This is a genomic window from Novosphingobium gossypii, from assembly GCF_050433305.1.
GTDB classification, from domain to species: Bacteria; Pseudomonadota; Alphaproteobacteria; order Sphingomonadales; family Sphingomonadaceae; genus Novosphingobium; species Novosphingobium gossypii.
In genome coordinates this window covers 442,447-456,694 of the sequence record NZ_JBNPXM010000002.1, presented here as the reverse complement: position 1 = coordinate 456,694, position 14,248 = coordinate 442,447, and the positions used below count along the sequence as shown (strand labels likewise).

13 protein-coding genes and 1 riboswitch are annotated in these 14,248 nt (G+C 64.4%); of the genes, 5 read left to right on the top strand and 8 right to left on the bottom strand.

From position 1 onward, the window contains the following. Positions 1-42: 42 nt before the first annotated feature. Complete coding sequence (locus GGR40_RS07495; RefSeq protein WP_429275586.1) at positions 43-1,035, bottom strand: SDR family oxidoreductase; 993 nt, start codon at positions 1,033-1,035, stop codon at positions 43-45. Between the two features lie 178 nt (positions 1,036-1,213). Then, on the bottom strand, positions 1,214-2,032 hold the full coding sequence (xth, locus tag GGR40_RS07490; RefSeq protein WP_429275612.1) for an exodeoxyribonuclease III: 819 nt from the start codon (positions 2,030-2,032) through the stop codon (positions 1,214-1,216). A gap of 257 nt (positions 2,033-2,289) precedes the next feature. Here xth and GGR40_RS07485 point away from each other — a divergent pair, with 257 nt between their 5' ends. Further along, complete coding sequence (locus tag GGR40_RS07485; RefSeq protein WP_429275585.1) at positions 2,290-2,754, top strand: DUF4126 domain-containing protein; 465 nt, start codon at positions 2,290-2,292, stop codon at positions 2,752-2,754. A 39-nt stretch (positions 2,755-2,793) separates the two neighbouring features. On the opposite strand, the gene GGR40_RS07480 is transcribed toward GGR40_RS07485, so the two are convergent. Then, the gene (locus tag GGR40_RS07480; RefSeq protein WP_429275584.1) at positions 2,794-3,627 is read right to left on the bottom strand and encodes a transporter; all 834 of its coding nucleotides are present in this window, start codon (positions 3,625-3,627) and stop codon (positions 2,794-2,796) included. A gap of 83 nt (positions 3,628-3,710) precedes the next feature. Here GGR40_RS07480 and GGR40_RS07475 point away from each other — a divergent pair, with 83 nt between their 5' ends. The 4 genes from GGR40_RS07475 to GGR40_RS07460 all read left to right on the top strand — a co-directional run bounded on the left by GGR40_RS07475 (position 3,711) and on the right by GGR40_RS07460 (position 8,350). After that, positions 3,711-3,833, top strand: a complete 123-nt coding sequence (locus GGR40_RS07475) for a hypothetical protein (RefSeq protein WP_429275583.1) — start codon at positions 3,711-3,713, stop codon at positions 3,831-3,833. Between the two features lie 18 nt (positions 3,834-3,851). Then, complete coding sequence (locus tag GGR40_RS07470) at positions 3,852-4,862, top strand: YihY/virulence factor BrkB family protein (protein ID WP_429275582.1); 1,011 nt, start codon at positions 3,852-3,854, stop codon at positions 4,860-4,862. A 170-nt stretch (positions 4,863-5,032) separates the two neighbouring features. Then, positions 5,033-5,286: riboswitch (cobalamin riboswitch) on the top strand. A 245-nt stretch (positions 5,287-5,531) separates the two neighbouring features. Continuing rightward, the gene (locus GGR40_RS07465; protein WP_429275581.1) at positions 5,532-7,565 is read left to right on the top strand and encodes a TonB-dependent siderophore receptor; all 2,034 of its coding nucleotides are present in this window, start codon (positions 5,532-5,534) and stop codon (positions 7,563-7,565) included. A 47-nt stretch (positions 7,566-7,612) separates the two neighbouring features. Beyond that, positions 7,613-8,350 carry a DUF4198 domain-containing protein gene (locus GGR40_RS07460; protein ID WP_429275580.1) on the top strand — a complete coding sequence of 246 codons (738 nt, stop codon included), beginning with the start codon at positions 7,613-7,615 and terminating at the stop codon, positions 8,348-8,350. 53 nt (positions 8,351-8,403) lie between these two features. Here GGR40_RS07460 and GGR40_RS07455 read toward each other — a convergent pair whose 3' ends face one another. The 5 genes from GGR40_RS07455 to hutI form a co-directional block, all read right to left on the bottom strand. Next, entirely contained in the window at positions 8,404-8,940 is a 537-nt protein-coding gene (locus tag GGR40_RS07455; protein WP_429275579.1) for a HutD/Ves family protein, read from the bottom strand. A gap of 92 nt (positions 8,941-9,032) precedes the next feature. Beyond that, a complete protein-coding gene (hutU, locus tag GGR40_RS07450; RefSeq protein WP_429275578.1) occupies positions 9,033-10,697 on the bottom strand; it encodes a urocanate hydratase in 1,665 nt (554 codons plus the stop codon). A gap of 1 nt (position 10,698) precedes the next feature. Beyond that, positions 10,699-11,511, bottom strand: a complete 813-nt coding sequence (hutG, locus tag GGR40_RS07445; RefSeq protein ID WP_429275577.1) for an N-formylglutamate deformylase — start codon at positions 11,509-11,511, stop codon at positions 10,699-10,701. Continuing rightward, positions 11,508-13,037: a histidine ammonia-lyase gene (gene hutH, locus GGR40_RS07440; RefSeq protein ID WP_429275576.1), complete on the bottom strand. Its 1,530-nt coding sequence runs from the start codon at positions 13,035-13,037 to the stop codon at positions 11,508-11,510. Before hutH ends, hutG begins: the two co-directional genes overlap by 4 nt. Further along, the gene (gene hutI, locus GGR40_RS07435) at positions 13,034-14,230 is read right to left on the bottom strand and encodes an imidazolonepropionase (RefSeq protein WP_429275575.1); all 1,197 of its coding nucleotides are present in this window, start codon (positions 14,228-14,230) and stop codon (positions 13,034-13,036) included. The genes hutH and hutI overlap by 4 nt, the downstream gene beginning before the upstream one ends. Positions 14,231-14,248 lie beyond the last annotated feature (18 nt).

Sequence of the window (14,248 nt, the reverse complement as noted above, 5' to 3'; positions counted from 1 at the left end):
CGCATCGCAACGACCCGCGCCACCCCGCCATGCGTCGTCACATCAGGGGTTGCCCTTGCCGCCATGGGCGCCGACTGCGGTGCCGGTGGAGAAGCTCGCCTCGTCCGACGCCAGCGCGACGAACAGCGACCCCAGCTCTGCAGGCTGTCCTGCGCGTCCCAGCGGCGTGTCCTGCCCGAACTCCCCCATCTTGCCGGGAAGCTGCCCGCCGGCCACCTGCAGCGGCGTCCAGATCGGGCCGGGAGAGACGGCGTTCACGCGGATGCCCTTCTTCGCCAGCTGCTTGGCCATGCCTTTGGTAAGGTTGAGGATCGCCGCCTTGGTAGAGGCATAATCGATGAGTTCTTCTCCGGGGTCGTAGGCGTTGACCGAGATCGTGTTGATGATCACCGCGCCCGGCGGCAGGCTGGGGATCGCAGCCTTGCTGAAGCGGAAGACGTGATAGACGTTGGTTTCGTACGTGCGCACGAACTGCTCGTCGGAAATGTCCATGATGTCCGCCTTGCTCTGCTGGTAGGCGGCGTTGTTGACGAGGATGTCCAGCCCGCCAAGCTCGGCAATGGCCTTGCGCACCGTCTGTTCGCAGGCGGCCCGGCTGCGGATGTCGGCGGGCACCGCCACCGCCTTGCGCCCGGCCTGCCGGATCAGGTCAACCACTTCGCGCGCGTCCGGTTCTTCGGAGGGGTGGTAATTGATGGCGACGTCGGCACCTTCGCGCGCAAAGGCGATGGCCGCAGCGCGCCCGATGCCGCTGTCGCCGCCCGTGACCAGCGCCTTGCGGCCCACCAGCCTGCCAGAACCCCTGTAGCTGGTTTCGCCGTGATCGGGGCGTGGATCCATCTTGCCGGCCAGCGCAGGCCAGGGCTGGCGCTGTTCGGGAAACGGTTCACGGCGATATTTGGAACGCGGATCGCGAAGCATGGGTGCGGTAGCTGCGCCTACTTGCGCCGCCGCCGGGGTCGAAGCCCCGCTCGCCATGAGGCCCAGTGCGGCGCCGCCAAGGACGGTGCGGCGCGATGCGGGAAAGTCGTTCATGCCCTGATCTCCTGAGTTTGCCCGGCAACGTCCGAACGACAAAGTTTGTTCGCATCGCGGGCGTAGATTCTGCCTTGGGTTTATCGAATCCGTGGCGGCATCATGCCGCCTCCCCAGCATCGGGCCGGGGCCGTTGCTGCCACGCCGCAGCGCCGGATCAGCCCAAGTCACGCATTTTTCACCGGTGCGAAGAGGCGTCTTTCCTTGTCCTGGCGCGAACGGGCTTGTCGGAAAGCTCTATCCACACCGGCGCATGATCGCTTGTCTTGTCCCATCCGCGCGGGCGCCGGTCGACTTCGGCAGCTTTCAGGCGCCTGGCCGCCAGGGGGTTGAGGAGAAGGTGATCGATCCGTAGCCCGGCGTCCCTCTCGAACGAGCGGCGCCAGTATTTCCAGAAGGTGTATATGTGCTGTCCGGGGTGAAGTTCACGCAGGGCATCGATCCAGCCCTGCTTCAGAAGGCGCGCGTATGCGGCCCTCACCTCGGGTGCAAACAGGGCGTCGTCCCGCCAGCGATCAGGCACATAGACGTCGATGTCGGTCGGCATGACATTGAAATCTCCAGCGATCACCACCGGCGCGTCGAGCGAGACGAGGGTGCCAAGATGCGCTTCCAGACGTTCGAACCAGCGCAGCTTGTATTCGAACCTGGGGCCCGGCCGTGGATTGCCATTGGGCAGGTAAAGGCACGCGATGAGAACGCCTTGCACTGCCGCCTCGATGTAGCGGCTCTGCGTTCGGTCCGGATCTGCAGGAAGACCCCGCCGGGTTTCGTGAATTTCGCCCACCCGGCTGAGGATCGCAACACCGTTCCAGCTTTTCTGGCCGTTCCAGACCGCATCGTAGCCAAGATCGTGGAAGGCTTGCTCCGGAAACCTTTCGTCGCGCGCCTTCAGTTCCTGCAGGCACACCACATCGGGCTGCGCCAGTTCAAGCCATCGCAGCAAAACGGGGAGGCGAGCGTTGACGCCGTTCACGTTGTAGGTGGCGATCTTCATCGATCCCCACGAACCCGGTGTGACAGCGCCGGTGTGCATGACACCGCCGCAAAAGGTCGCAGCTCGCGCGTTGCGCTGACCCACTGTGTGGCGGGGTATGCGGGGGGTGTCGCTGCTCTTGCCATTGTTCGCCGCTCGACATGCTTCTGACGACATAGCGCCGTAGCCGGGAAGTCGTTCCTTTGTGGAGATGACGGTCACCGGGATCGAACGGGAGCCTTCGTGTATTGGATAGCTAGCACCTGGAGCGAGAACGCATGATACGGTCTTTTCTCATAGGCCTCGTTGCAGGCCAGCGCGGCATTGCTCCGCTGGCCTCGATCGCTCTGGCGACGAGGCGAGAGGCCGTGCCAGCGCAGCTTCCCTTGCAGTCTCTCCTGCAAAGTCCTGCAATCGCTTTGGGCACGGCAGCCCTGGCAGCCGCCGAAATGGCCGGCGACAAGATGAAGACCGCGCCGGACCGGATAGTGCCGGTGGGCCTTGCAGTCAGGGCGATTACCGCTGCTTATGCCGGTGCGGCGCTGGCGCCCAAGGGTCAACGCACACAGAGCGCGCTCATGGCGGTGGGTTCTGCGATGATTTCTTCCTATGTCGGCTGGCGCATGCGCTGCGCCGCCATGCAGCGATACGGTCAGACCGCGACCGGATTTGTTGAAGATGCGCTGGCCCTGGGTGCCGGGATCGCCGTCGCCAACCCCGGTGTCCTCTCGCGCCGCAGATGATCTTCGCGGACGATGGCGGCAGCGAACTCAGGCGGCCCGTCAGAACTTGTGACTTACACCCAGGGCTAGCCGGACGCCGGGCGTAGCGGCATTGAGGCCAGCTATACCCTGGACGTCCAGTTGGGTCATGTTGGCAACTTTCCACGCCACGGACATGGCGGCGCTTGCCGTGGTTGCCGGCTGTACCGGATCGCGGTCGCGCATGATCTCCACTTCTGGCGAAAGCCTGACCCCGTCGCAGATGGCAAGTTGCAAACCCGCTGCGGTCCCAAACGCGAGATGGCGGCCAGAGCGGTCCTCATCGACTGCAGCCTCTATCCGTGGCGACACCGCAAGGGTTATCAGGTCGCTAAACTTGTAGCTTAGCGGAACCACCGCGCCGGCGCTCCAGTCACCATCGCCGCCGCCATGCGTACCTGTCGGCAAGCTGAGGTAAGGCAGGATGCTCAGGGCAAGACCTTTCGCTTTTTCCTGCGGATGCCTCAGGTTCTGTTTCAGCCCAATGGTGACATCTCCGACGCCATGGGATCGCTCAACGGCGCCTGCCCGATAGTCGCGCGTCACCGTATGAACATAAGCGGGCCAGGACAGTTGAAGCTCGCTTCGCGCAGCCAGACCATAGCGCAACTGCACGTCGCCTAGTTTGATCTGGTCCTGCCTTTCTTCGCTGTCTTTATCCCTTTCCCAGTCGGCAATGCCTATTTCCATCTGGAGATGACCAGGATCGACGGTACATGCAGCCGTGGTAAGGCCCGGGCGCTCCGTACACAGTTCACGCAAGGCCGCTGGAGCTTGCCCGCTGCCTTCCTGCCCGAAGCCCGGCCCCGCTGCCGTGACAAGAAGCAGACTGAGCCCCGCATATAGTTTCCACATAATGTCCCTGTTGTATCGTTCTGTTGACGAAACAACACAAACCCTCGTCCGTTCCTTAGAACCAAGGCCAATGAGCGCGACTCATGACAAGGCTGGCACTTGGCTGGAGGTGGTCCGATCCGGCGGTGGCCGCCATCATCTTCATCGCCGTCGTCAGCGATGGAATGAAGGCGCTGGATTTCTATGCCGCAAATTTCACGCGGTAAATTCCGCTTTCACGCAACGTGTCGTTCCCCGGCTTGTTCGGTTATCGCAACAGGAGGAACAGTGTGTCCAGAACGAATGGAGATGCCGCGGGCGGTCTCAAGGCGACCACACCGCTTGCGATCCCGCCTTCCGGCTGGAAACAGATCGTTAGTCGGGCCTGGCGCGAAGCCAGTGCCGACAACCTTGGGCTCATCGCATCGGGGGTAGCATTCTGTGCCGTTCTGGCGATGGTTCCTACGTTGGGGGCCATCGTCCTGACATACGGTCTGGTGGCCACCCCCGAAACCGTGGCTTCCAATATCGCGTCCCTTACGGCGATGATGCCGGACGAAGCGGCGCGCCTGATCGGGGAGCAGCTTGGCAACGTGGTGCAGACTTCTGATGGAAAGAAGGGCGTAGGGCTGCTCATCGCGCTGGCTATTGCCTTGTATGGCGTGATGAAGGGCGCGTCGGCGCTGATCGTGGCGCTCAACATCGCGTATGATGAAGAGGAAAGCCGCAGCTTCATGCGCCTCAACCTGATCGCTTTCGCAGTCGCTGCGGGAAGCGTTGTCGTTGCGATCCTGGCGATGACCGCGATCGCTGGCCTCTCGGCACTGTCGGCCCTTTCTTCATCGGCACCCGGCTTCGTGGCCGTGCTGCTGACGATCCTTTCCTACCTGCTGGTGGGGGCCGTTGGCACCGCACTGGCGGCGACCGTTTACCGGTTCGGGCCTGACAGGGCGCAGGCGAAATGGCGCTGGTTGACGCCAGGGTCTGTTTTCGCAGCACTGTCATGGATGATCATGACCTTCGGTTTCGGTTTGTACGTCGCCAATTTCGGCAACTACGACGCCACATATGGCTCCCTCGGCGCGGCGATGGTCCTGCTGACGTGGCTGTATCTTTCCGCCTATGTCCTCTTGCTCGGTGCCGAACTGAATTGCGAAATAGAACGTCAGACCGCGCGTGACACAACCACCGGTGATGAGCAGCCGCTCGGTGAACGAGGCGCCTACGCCGCCGACACGGTAGCTCATATCGGCTAGCCACGTGCCAAGACAATGTCGCGGGCGCACAAAGGTTTGGTTCTCGCCGGTTGGGACGTTCCTGCAGGTCAGCACGCGAAAGGCAGCACCGGCCCAGAGCGGTTGGTAGAATTATGCTATTGCGAACTGACATCATCGCGGATAACGCCGGCTATGCCGGGTGCTTCGGCTCCCGGGCTGATCGCGTCGGTGCCTTGAAAAAGGCTTAAAAGGGAACACGGTGCGAAAGGTCCGATCTTCGGGCCTTTGCGAATCCGGGGCTGTCCCTGCAACTGTGAGCGGCGAGCGCGATGCACATGTGCGGACGGGGAGTGCCCGAGCCGCCAGCCACTGGGCCGGACGCTAATTCATGCGAGGCCTGGGAAGGCCGTGCATCAAGCCATGACCCGCAAGCCAGGAGACCTGCCGTCGCACCGGTCGCTCTTGCCTGACCCAGGGGGTGGTCTCGGCACGGTCAATCTTCTCCGTCTGAGCGACGAGAATGCGGCGGAGGCCGCATCGGTGTCGCGCGTCGGTTGCCTCTGGGGCGTCCGGCTGCCGCGCGTGCCGACCGTTCGCGCGGACGCCTCCTGCCTGATGTTGCTCGACGTCCTGAGGGGGAATGAATTGAAACGGATTTCCAGGATCACGCTGCTCACCGGTACTTTCGCATTTGTTGCGGGGTCCGGGATGGCGAAAGCCGCTGATGCCGAAAATGCCGAAGACGCGATCGTCGTGACCGGCAAGTCGGGCGCTTACAACGTCACCCGATCCAGCAGCGCCACCCGCACGGACACGCCGTTGCTGGAGGTGCCGCAGTCTGTCACCGTGCTGACGCGCCAGGTGGTAGAGGATCTGCAGGCCAACCGTGTCGAGGATGTGCTCGCCTATGCCGGTGGCATCACGCGCGGCAACAACTTCGGCGGCACCGGACTCAGCGACTACAACCTGCGCGGCTTCACCTCTTCCGAGTACTTCCGCAACGGTTTTCCGATGAACCGGGGTTACCCACCGGCACCGGATTCCATCGCGGTGGAGCGGGTGGATGTCCTGCGCGGTCCAGCAGCGCTGCTTTATGGGCGCGGCGATCCGGGCGGCACGTTCAACATCGTATCGCGGATGCCTGCCGACAGGATGGCCCAGAGCGTCAGTGGTCGGATCGACAGCTTCGGCGGCTGGCGCGGCACTGTCGATGCCACCGGGCCCATCGATAAGGGCAGAACCATCCGCTACCGTCTGGGCGCGGCGGTGGAAGGTGGAGAGACGTTCCGCGATCATGTCCGGTCCGACCGGGTCGTGGTCGCCCCTGCCATCGCCTGGGATGCTTCAGCCGATCTGACATTCACCTTCAGCAGCGAATTCGTGCAGGTGAAGACGCCCCTCGATCGCGGCATCCCGGCTTTCGGCAACCAGCTTGCGATCGCCATACCCGCTTCGCGCTTCTTCGGCGAGCCGTCGGTCGATCGGTGGCGAGTGCGCAATGGCCTTGGCAGCATCGTGGCGGACTACAGGATCGGTCAGGACTGGAAGCTGCGTGCAGGCATCCAGTACTACAACGGCGAGTTGGGCGGCCCCGGCATACAGGCGTCCAGCGTGCGTGCAGATGGGCGATCCCTGGTACGTACGTACAGCGAACGTACGCTGCGCTGGCGTGACTTGGATGCGCAGACCAATCTCACAGGCAAGTTCGCCACCGGCAGCGTCGAGCATGAAGTCCTGCTGGGGGCGGAATTCGAGGCTTTCCACTATACCGAGGTGATCCGCAATTCCAGTCCGACGCTGTCGCCTTTCACCCTAGACATCTTTGCGCCGGTGTATGGATCGGCAATCCCGCCGCTGAACGGGACGTTCACCAGCATCCGCACCCAGACGCGCACGTTCGCCGGTTACGCGCAGGATCAGGTTTCGCTGCTGCCCTGGTTCAGGCTGCTGATTGGCGGCCGCCTCGAACGTTTCGAGAGCGACAATCTCAATCTGCGCAATGGCGTGACGTCGGCGTTCAAGCAGACCGTGTTCACCCCGCGCGTAGGCACCGTCTTCGTGATCAGCCCACAGGTATCGATCTACGGTAGCTATGCACGCTCCAACAAGCCGAACACGGCAGCGGACGTGAACGGCAATGTCATCGCTCCGGAACGCGGCACCAGCTACGAAGCGGGCGTGAAGTTCGAGGGGCTGGGCGGCAGGCTCAGTGCTACCGCCGCGCTTTTCCACACCATCAAGCAGAACGTCGCGACTGCCGATCCGGACAATCTCGATTACAGCATCGCCGCGGGCGAAGTGCGCAGCCGGGGCATCGACATCTCGGTCACGGGCAATCTGACGAAGGCATGGCGTGTCGTCGGCGGCTACGTCTTTGCCGACGCCGAAGTGACCAGGGACAACCGCCTGCGGGTAGGCCAGCGGTTGCCCAATGCCCCGCGTCATTCGGCGAGCCTGCTCAATGTCTATGAGTTCCAGAACGGTACGTTCCGGGGCCTGGGTGCAGGTGCGGGTGTCGCCTACGTCGGTGGGCGGATTGCCGGGACTGCTGCGACTGCGCCGTATATCCGGCCTTATGCCACGGTGAACCTGCTCGCCTACTATCCGCTGGCGGAGGGGGTGAAACTGCAGGTGAACGTAAACAATCTGCTCGACAAGAAGTACGCCGAGCGGGGCTTCGGCAGCAATCTCTACCCCGGCGCGCCGCTTGCCGCGATAGCCAGCATCACGGTCGGCCTGTGATGCGCGCCAGAACCCCTTTCCCCCGATCGACTCAAACAGGGATGCGCATGATGAAGACCGTGATGAACGCCGCGATCGCCACCTCGCTGCTGATACTGCCTGTTTTCCAAGTACAGGCGCACGGCATTTACTTCACCGAACGTTCGAAGCAGATCGTGCTCGTCTATGGCGAAGGCGCGGACGATCTCGACATGGTCAAGCGCGAGCCGCTGATCGACGCGGTGACTGCTTATGATGCTGAAGGCACGCCGATCAAGGCCGAGCATCGGCTCTCGGGTCTGGCCATGCTCGTCGAAGCCGAATCCAGTCCGGCGTTTGTCTCTGCCGTCCTGCAAAATGGCGTATGGTCGCGCATGAAGGGCGGCGAGTACGAGAAGAAGGGGCTCGACGAGATGCCCGGCGCGGAAGTCTCCACGAACAACATCAAGTACGCCGTTCGTGTTCAGGGCGCACTCGCAGGCCCGGTTCCCCTGCTTTCCGGGCAGACCCTGCAGATCGTACCTGTCGGGCCGATCCCGAAGCTGCTTGGGCAGAAGCTGAAGTACAAGGTTCTATTCAAGGAACAGCCTGTCGCGGGCGCCCGCTTGATCAATGACTTCGTCAACGACCCGGACGCGAAGGAAATCGTGACCGGCGCCGACGGGATCGCCATTATGCCGTTGCGCAATCAGGGGCTCAATGTCATCCACGCCGTCTACGACGGCCCAAGCGACAATCCCGCGAAATACCGCAACGTGGAACACACCGCGACGCTCAGCTTCACGCTGGAGCACAAGCCGGAGTAACATCTTCGCTGTACCGCCCGGCTGCTATGGTCGGGCGCTTTCGTACCCCGAACTTACGCTGTGGTGAAATCCACGAACAGCGCCCGCCCTGTTATCCGCACGGGTGCATCGATCAGGGCGCAGTCAAGTTTTCCCAGACGATGGATGGCGCAGGTCTGCGCTTCGGCCGCGATGATGAAGCCGGTTCCTGTGCACATTGCCAGGTCCCCGGGCCTTAGCCAGGCCATGGAGGCGCTGTAGGCGCCGCGCCGGACCATTGCGTTCAGATCGCGCACCGATCCGCCGAGAGGGTGCCCGTGTACGCAGGCATGTCCGTCGAACCGGAATGGCGCGGAGGTATCATCGAGCGTCACTTCGAAATCCGGCCCGGCCAAGGTCAGCGCTCCTTCGATCACCGCCAGCGTCCGATCGACGCCGTGGAACGCTGAAAAGGGCCCGGGCGTCTCGACCTGCGCCATGCTGAGGCGCCAGAGAAAGTCTTCCATCCCGGCACCCGGCGGAAAAACGGCGATCTCGCTTGTGGTGCCACCGCCGTTTTTCCACCGGACGTTCGCGTAACTGGCAGCGGGAATGATCTGTGCGATGCTCATGGAACCTTCACCGACCTGTCTCGTCGTTGTCTGCTGGCCGCCGGGGATGTCCGGTGGCCAGCAGTGCAGGATCAATCCACTGATGGCGGGAATCAGAGAATACCTGGAAGGTCTAACCCCTTTTCCACCGCGCACTCGCGCGCGATGGCATAGCCCGCATCGGCATGGCGCATGACGCCGGTCGCGGGATCGTTCCACAGGACGCGCTCAAGACGCGCAGCCGCTTCTGCTGTCCCATCGGCCACGATGACCATTCCGGCATGTTGCGAATAGCCCATGCCAACGCCCCCGCCATGGTGCAGCGACACCCACGTCGCGCCGCTGGCGGTGTTGAGCAGGGCGTTGAGCAGCGGCCAGTCGGAAACGGCATCCGAACCATCCTGCATCGCCTCGGTCTCGCGATTGGGCGAGGCGACCGAACCGCTGTCGAGGTGGTCGCGGCCGATCACGACCGGGGCCTTGAGTTCGCCGTTGGCAACCATCTCGTTGAAGGCGAGGCCAAGGCGGTGGCGATCACCCAGACCCACCCAGCAGATACGCGCGGGCAGTCCCTGGAAGTGGATCTTCTCTCGCGCCATGTCGAGCCAGTTGTGCAGGTGCGCGTTGTCCGGCAGCAGTTCCTTCACCTTGGCGTCGGTCTTGTAGATGTCCTCGGGATCGCCCGAAAGCGCGGCCCAGCGGAACGGCCCGACGCCGCGGCAGAACAGCGGGCGGATGTAGGCAGGGACGAAGCCGGGGAAGTCGAAGGCGTGCTCAACGCCCTCGTCCAGCGCGACTTGGCGGATGTTGTTGCCGTAGTCGGTGGTCGGAACGCCCGCCGACTGGAAATCGAGCATGGCGCGAACATGCTGCGCCATCGATGCCTTGGCGGCCTTGGCCACTGCTTCGGGTTCACGCTCGCGCCGCTCGATCCATTCGGCGACGGTCCAGCCCACGGGAAGGTAGCCGTTGATCGGGTCGTGCGCGCTTGTCTGGTCGGTCAGCAGGTCCGGGCGGATGCCGCGCGCGTAGATCTCGGGCAGCAGTTCGGCGGCGTTGCCCAGAAGGCCCACCGAGACTGGCCTGCCGTCCGCCTTCGCCTGCTCGATCATCGCCATGGCTTCTTCGATGGTGGTGGCGGACTTGTCGAGGTAACCGGTGCGAAGGCGCATCTCGATACGGCTGGGCTGGCATTCGATGGCAAGGCACGATGCACCCGCCATGACCGCTGCGAGCGGCTGCGCGCCGCCCATGCCGCCAAGGCCCGCCGTCAGGAGCCACTTGCCCGAAAGGTCGCCGCCGTGGTGCTGGCGCCCCATCTCCACAAACGTTTCGTAGGTGCCCTGAACGATCCCCTGCGTGCCGATGTAGATCCACGAACCGGCGGTCATCTGCCCGTACATGGCAAGGCCGCGCCTATCGAGTTCGTTGAAATGCTCCCAGTTCGCCCAGTGGGGGACAAGGTTGGAATTGGCGATCAGCACGCGCGGCGCATCTGCATGGGTGCGGAACACGCCGACCGGCTTGCCCGACTGGACCAGCAGCGTCTCGTTGTCCTCAAGGCGCTGGAGCGTCTCGACGATCCGGTCGTAGCTTTCCCAGTCGCGCGCGGCGCGACCGATGCCTCCGTAGACGACAAGTTCCTCCGGCCGTTCAGCAACATCGGGGTGCAGGTTGTTCATCAGCATCCGCAAGGGCGCTTCGGTGAGCCACGACTTCGCCGAAAGCTGTGTGCCGGTGGCGGGCTTGATGACGCGGGTGTTGTCGATACGGGACATTTCAAGCTTCCTGAAGGGCGAAGGCGCGAGCTGCCTTCATGATCTGGGAAAGGGTTTGGGTGATCGCGAACGCACGCGCGGGATCAACAGCAGGCGGCCAGTTGGCCTCGCTGGGCGTCTCGGGCTCATCCATGTAGCCCCGGATGGCAAGTTCCATCTGGATGGCGTGGACGCCTTTTTCCGGCTGGCCGTAATGCCGAGTGGTCCAGCCGCCCCGGAACCGGCCGTCGAGGACATGGCTTTCGCCAGAGGCGATGCATATGGCTTCGACAGCACTGGCCAGTGCCGGGTCGCAGGTCACTCCACCGTTAGTGCCGATGTTGAACTGCGGCAGTTCGCCGTCGAACAGGCGCGGCACATGGCTGCGGATCGAGTGCGCATCGTAGAGCACCACGCGGCCGTGGGCTGTGCGCAGCCGGTCTATCTGAGCCTGAAGCGCGGCGTGGTACGGATCGAACCACAGAGTCCGGCGGCGAGTGGCTTCGGCCTCGTCAGGCACTTCACCGGCGTAGAGCGGTTCACCGTCGAACGTGGTCGTCGGGCACAGCTCGGTCGTCGCCTGCCCCGGATAGAGCGATGCACCGGAGGGATCGCGGTTAACGTCGATCACGCTGCGCGAAATGCGCGTGGAAACCAGCGTAGCGCGCATCTCTGCGGCAAAGGCGTAGAGTTCGTCCACCCACCAGTCGGCATCGCGCCGCGCCAGCCACTCGGATCGGAATTGGCTCCCCACGTCGGCAAGCTGGGTGCCGACATGGGGGAATGCGACCACGAGGGGAGCATCGCCTTCGCTGACAGTCAGCCAGTCGCTCATGCCACACCCGGCAGCGTGTCACCCGCCGAAGCGAGCAGCGCGCCCGAGCGGATGAGCAGGTTGGCCGCCTCCATGTCCGGGTGGAAGTGGCGGTCGTCCTCTAGCGCGGGCACCCGTTCGCGCAGGGTCGTGCGGGCGGCCTCCAGCGCGGCACTGGAGGCCAGCGGGGCATGGAAATCCACCCCCTGCGCCGCGGCAAGCAGTTCGATGCCCAACACTGCGGTGGCGTTCTCGGCCATGTCGAGCAGGCGGCGTGCGCCGTGCGCGGCCATCGAGACGTGGTCTTCCTGATTGGCCGAAGTGGGGATGGAATCAACGCTGGCGGGATAGGCGCGCTGCTTGTTCTCGCTGACGAGCGCGGCGGCAGTGACCTGCGGGATCATGAAGCCGGAATTGAGGCCGGGGCGCGGCGTCAGGAACGCAGGCAGGCCGGACAGCGCCGGGTCCACCAGCATGGCGATGCGGCGCTCGGCGATGGAGCCGATCTCGCAGATGGCCATGGCGATCATGTCGGCGGCGAAAGCGACAGGCTCGGCATGGAAGTTGCCGCCTGACAGCGCCTCGTCCGTGTCCGGAAAGATCAGCGGGTTGTCGGACACGCCGTTGGCCTCGATCTCCAGCGTGGTCGCGGCCTGGCGCAGGATGTCCAGCGCGGCGCCCATAACCTGTGGCTGGCAGCGCAGGCAATAGGGATCCTGAACGCGCGCATCGTTATCCAGATGGCTGGCGCGGATGGCGCTGCCGGTCATGAGCGCGCGCAGGGCATCGGCCACCTCGATCTGCCCGCGATGACGCCTCAGCGTGTGGATGCGCGGGTCGAATGGCGTGTCGGAGCCCTTTGCCGCCTCTGTAGACAGCGCGCCGGTGACGAGGGCGGAGCGGAAAAGCAGTTCGGCCTCGAACAGCCCGGCCAGCGCATTGGCGGTGGAGAACTGGGTGCCGTTGAGTAGCGCCAGACCCTCCTTGGGGCCGAGTTCGGTGGGTTCAAGACCCGCCTTGCGGAGCGCTTCGAGGGCGAGGAGACGTTCGCCTTCGTGGAAGATCTCTCCAACGCCGATCATCGTCGCGGCCATGTGGGAGAGAGGGGCAAGGTCGCCGCTCGCACCCACCGAGCCCTGGCTCGGCACCACCGGCGTCAGGCCCCTTTCCAGCATCGCGGCCAGCAGTTCGACTGTTTCGGGCCGAACGCCGGACGCGCCCTGTGCCAGGCTGGCAAGCTTGAGCGCCATCATCAGCCGGATCACCGGGACCGGCGAAGGCGCACCCGTGCCTGCCGCATGGCTGAGGACGATGTTGCGCTGGAGCGTTGCCAGATCCTCGTCGCCGATGCGCACGCTGGCGAGTTTTCCGAAGCCCGTATTGATGCCGTAGACCGGCGCGCCCTTGGCCAGAATGCGGGCGACGGCGGCGGCGCTTTCCGCCACGCGCGGTGCGCAGGCCGGATCCAGCGTGACCGGCGCGCCGCGATAGACCGCGCGCCACTCGTCCAGCGGAACGTTGCCGGGGATGAGCAGGACAGGATTCATTGACCACTCCAGATGCGGGCATGGAGCGGGTTGAACCCCATGCGATAGACAAGTTCGGCGGGACGCTCGACGTCCCAGATGGCGAGGTCGCAGCGCTTGCCGGCTTCCAGCGTGCCGCGATCGGCAAACCCCAAGGCGCGCGCGGCGTTACGGGTGACGCCCGCAAGGCATTCGGACACGGTAAGGCGGAACAGGGTGGCCCCCATGTTCATCGTCAGCAGCAGCGAGGTGAGCGGCGAAGTGCCGGGATTGCAGTCGGTCGCCAGCGCGATCGGCACCCCGGCGGCGCGCAGTGCATCGATTGGGGGCAGCTTCGTCTCACGCACGAAGTAGTAGGCGCCCGGTAGCAGCGTTGCGACGGTTCCGGAAACGGCCATTGCGGCGATGCCGGCATCGTCGAGATGTTCCAGATGGTCGGCCGACAGCGCGCCGTGGCGGGCGGCGAGGGCGGCGCCGTGGAGGTTCGAAAGCTGTTCGGCATGAAGTTTCACCGGCAGGCCGTGACGGGCGGCGGCGGCGAACACCCGCTCGGTCTGCTCGATAGTGAAGCCGATGCCTTCGCAGAAGGCGTCCACCGCGTCGGCGAGGCCCAGCGCGGTGACCTCGGGCAGGGCTTCGTCGCACAGCATGGCGATGTAAGCGTCTGCATCATCGGCGTACTCGGGCGGCAGGGCATGAGCGCCGAGGTAGGTCGTGGTGATGCAGACAGCACGCTCGGTGCCCAGACGACGACCGGCGCGCAGCATGCGGACTTCAGTCTCGCGGTCCAGCCCGTAGCCCGACTTTACCTCTACCGTCGTCGCCCCTTCCGCGATCAGCGCGTCCAGCCGGGGCAGGGCGCTGGCGACCAGATCGTCCTCGCTGGCAGCGCGAGTGGCGCGCATGGTGGAGACGATGCCGCCGCCAGCCCGCGCGATCTCCTCGTAAGAGGCACCGTCGAGCCGCATTTCGAACTCGGCTGCGCGGTGGCCGCCGTGGATCAGGTGAGTGTGGCAGTCGATCAGGCCGGGCGTGATCCAGCGGCCTTCGCAGTCGACGACCCGCGCCGCATCGAAAGCGGGCGCTTCGGCGGCGGGGCCGGCGTAGACGATCAGGCCATCCTTCACTGCGATCACGCCATCCTCTACCGCACCGATTCCCGCGCCTGCCATCGTGGCGAGCCGAGCCCCTTTCCAGACGGTATCGCACTGCATGATTCCGGCCCCTCGTTT

Coding starts and splice junctions, on each gene's coding strand:
- GGR40_RS07480 (WP_429275584.1), bottom strand. CDS start 3,627: ATGTGGAAACTATATGCGGGGCTCAGTCTGCTTCTTGTCACGGCAGCG.
- xth (WP_429275612.1), bottom strand. CDS start 2,032: ATGAAGATCGCCACCTACAACGTGAACGGCGTCAACGCTCGCCTCCCC.
- hutU (WP_429275578.1), bottom strand. CDS start 10,697: ATGTCCCGTATCGACAACACCCGCGTCATCAAGCCCGCCACCGGCACA.
- GGR40_RS07485 (WP_429275585.1), top strand. CDS start 2,290: ATGATACGGTCTTTTCTCATAGGCCTCGTTGCAGGCCAGCGCGGCATT.
- GGR40_RS07495 (WP_429275586.1), bottom strand. CDS start 1,035: ATGAACGACTTTCCCGCATCGCGCCGCACCGTCCTTGGCGGCGCCGCA.
- hutI (WP_429275575.1), bottom strand. CDS start 14,230: ATGCAGTGCGATACCGTCTGGAAAGGGGCTCGGCTCGCCACGATGGCA.
- GGR40_RS07460 (WP_429275580.1), top strand. CDS start 7,613: ATGATGAAGACCGTGATGAACGCCGCGATCGCCACCTCGCTGCTGATA.
- GGR40_RS07455 (WP_429275579.1), bottom strand. CDS start 8,940: ATGAGCATCGCACAGATCATTCCCGCTGCCAGTTACGCGAACGTCCGG.
- GGR40_RS07475 (WP_429275583.1), top strand. CDS start 3,711: ATGACAAGGCTGGCACTTGGCTGGAGGTGGTCCGATCCGGCGGTGGCC.
- GGR40_RS07465 (WP_429275581.1), top strand. CDS start 5,532: ATGGCGAAAGCCGCTGATGCCGAAAATGCCGAAGACGCGATCGTCGTG.
- hutH (WP_429275576.1), bottom strand. CDS start 13,037: ATGAATCCTGTCCTGCTCATCCCCGGCAACGTTCCGCTGGACGAGTGG.
- hutG (WP_429275577.1), bottom strand. CDS start 11,511: ATGAGCGACTGGCTGACTGTCAGCGAAGGCGATGCTCCCCTCGTGGTC.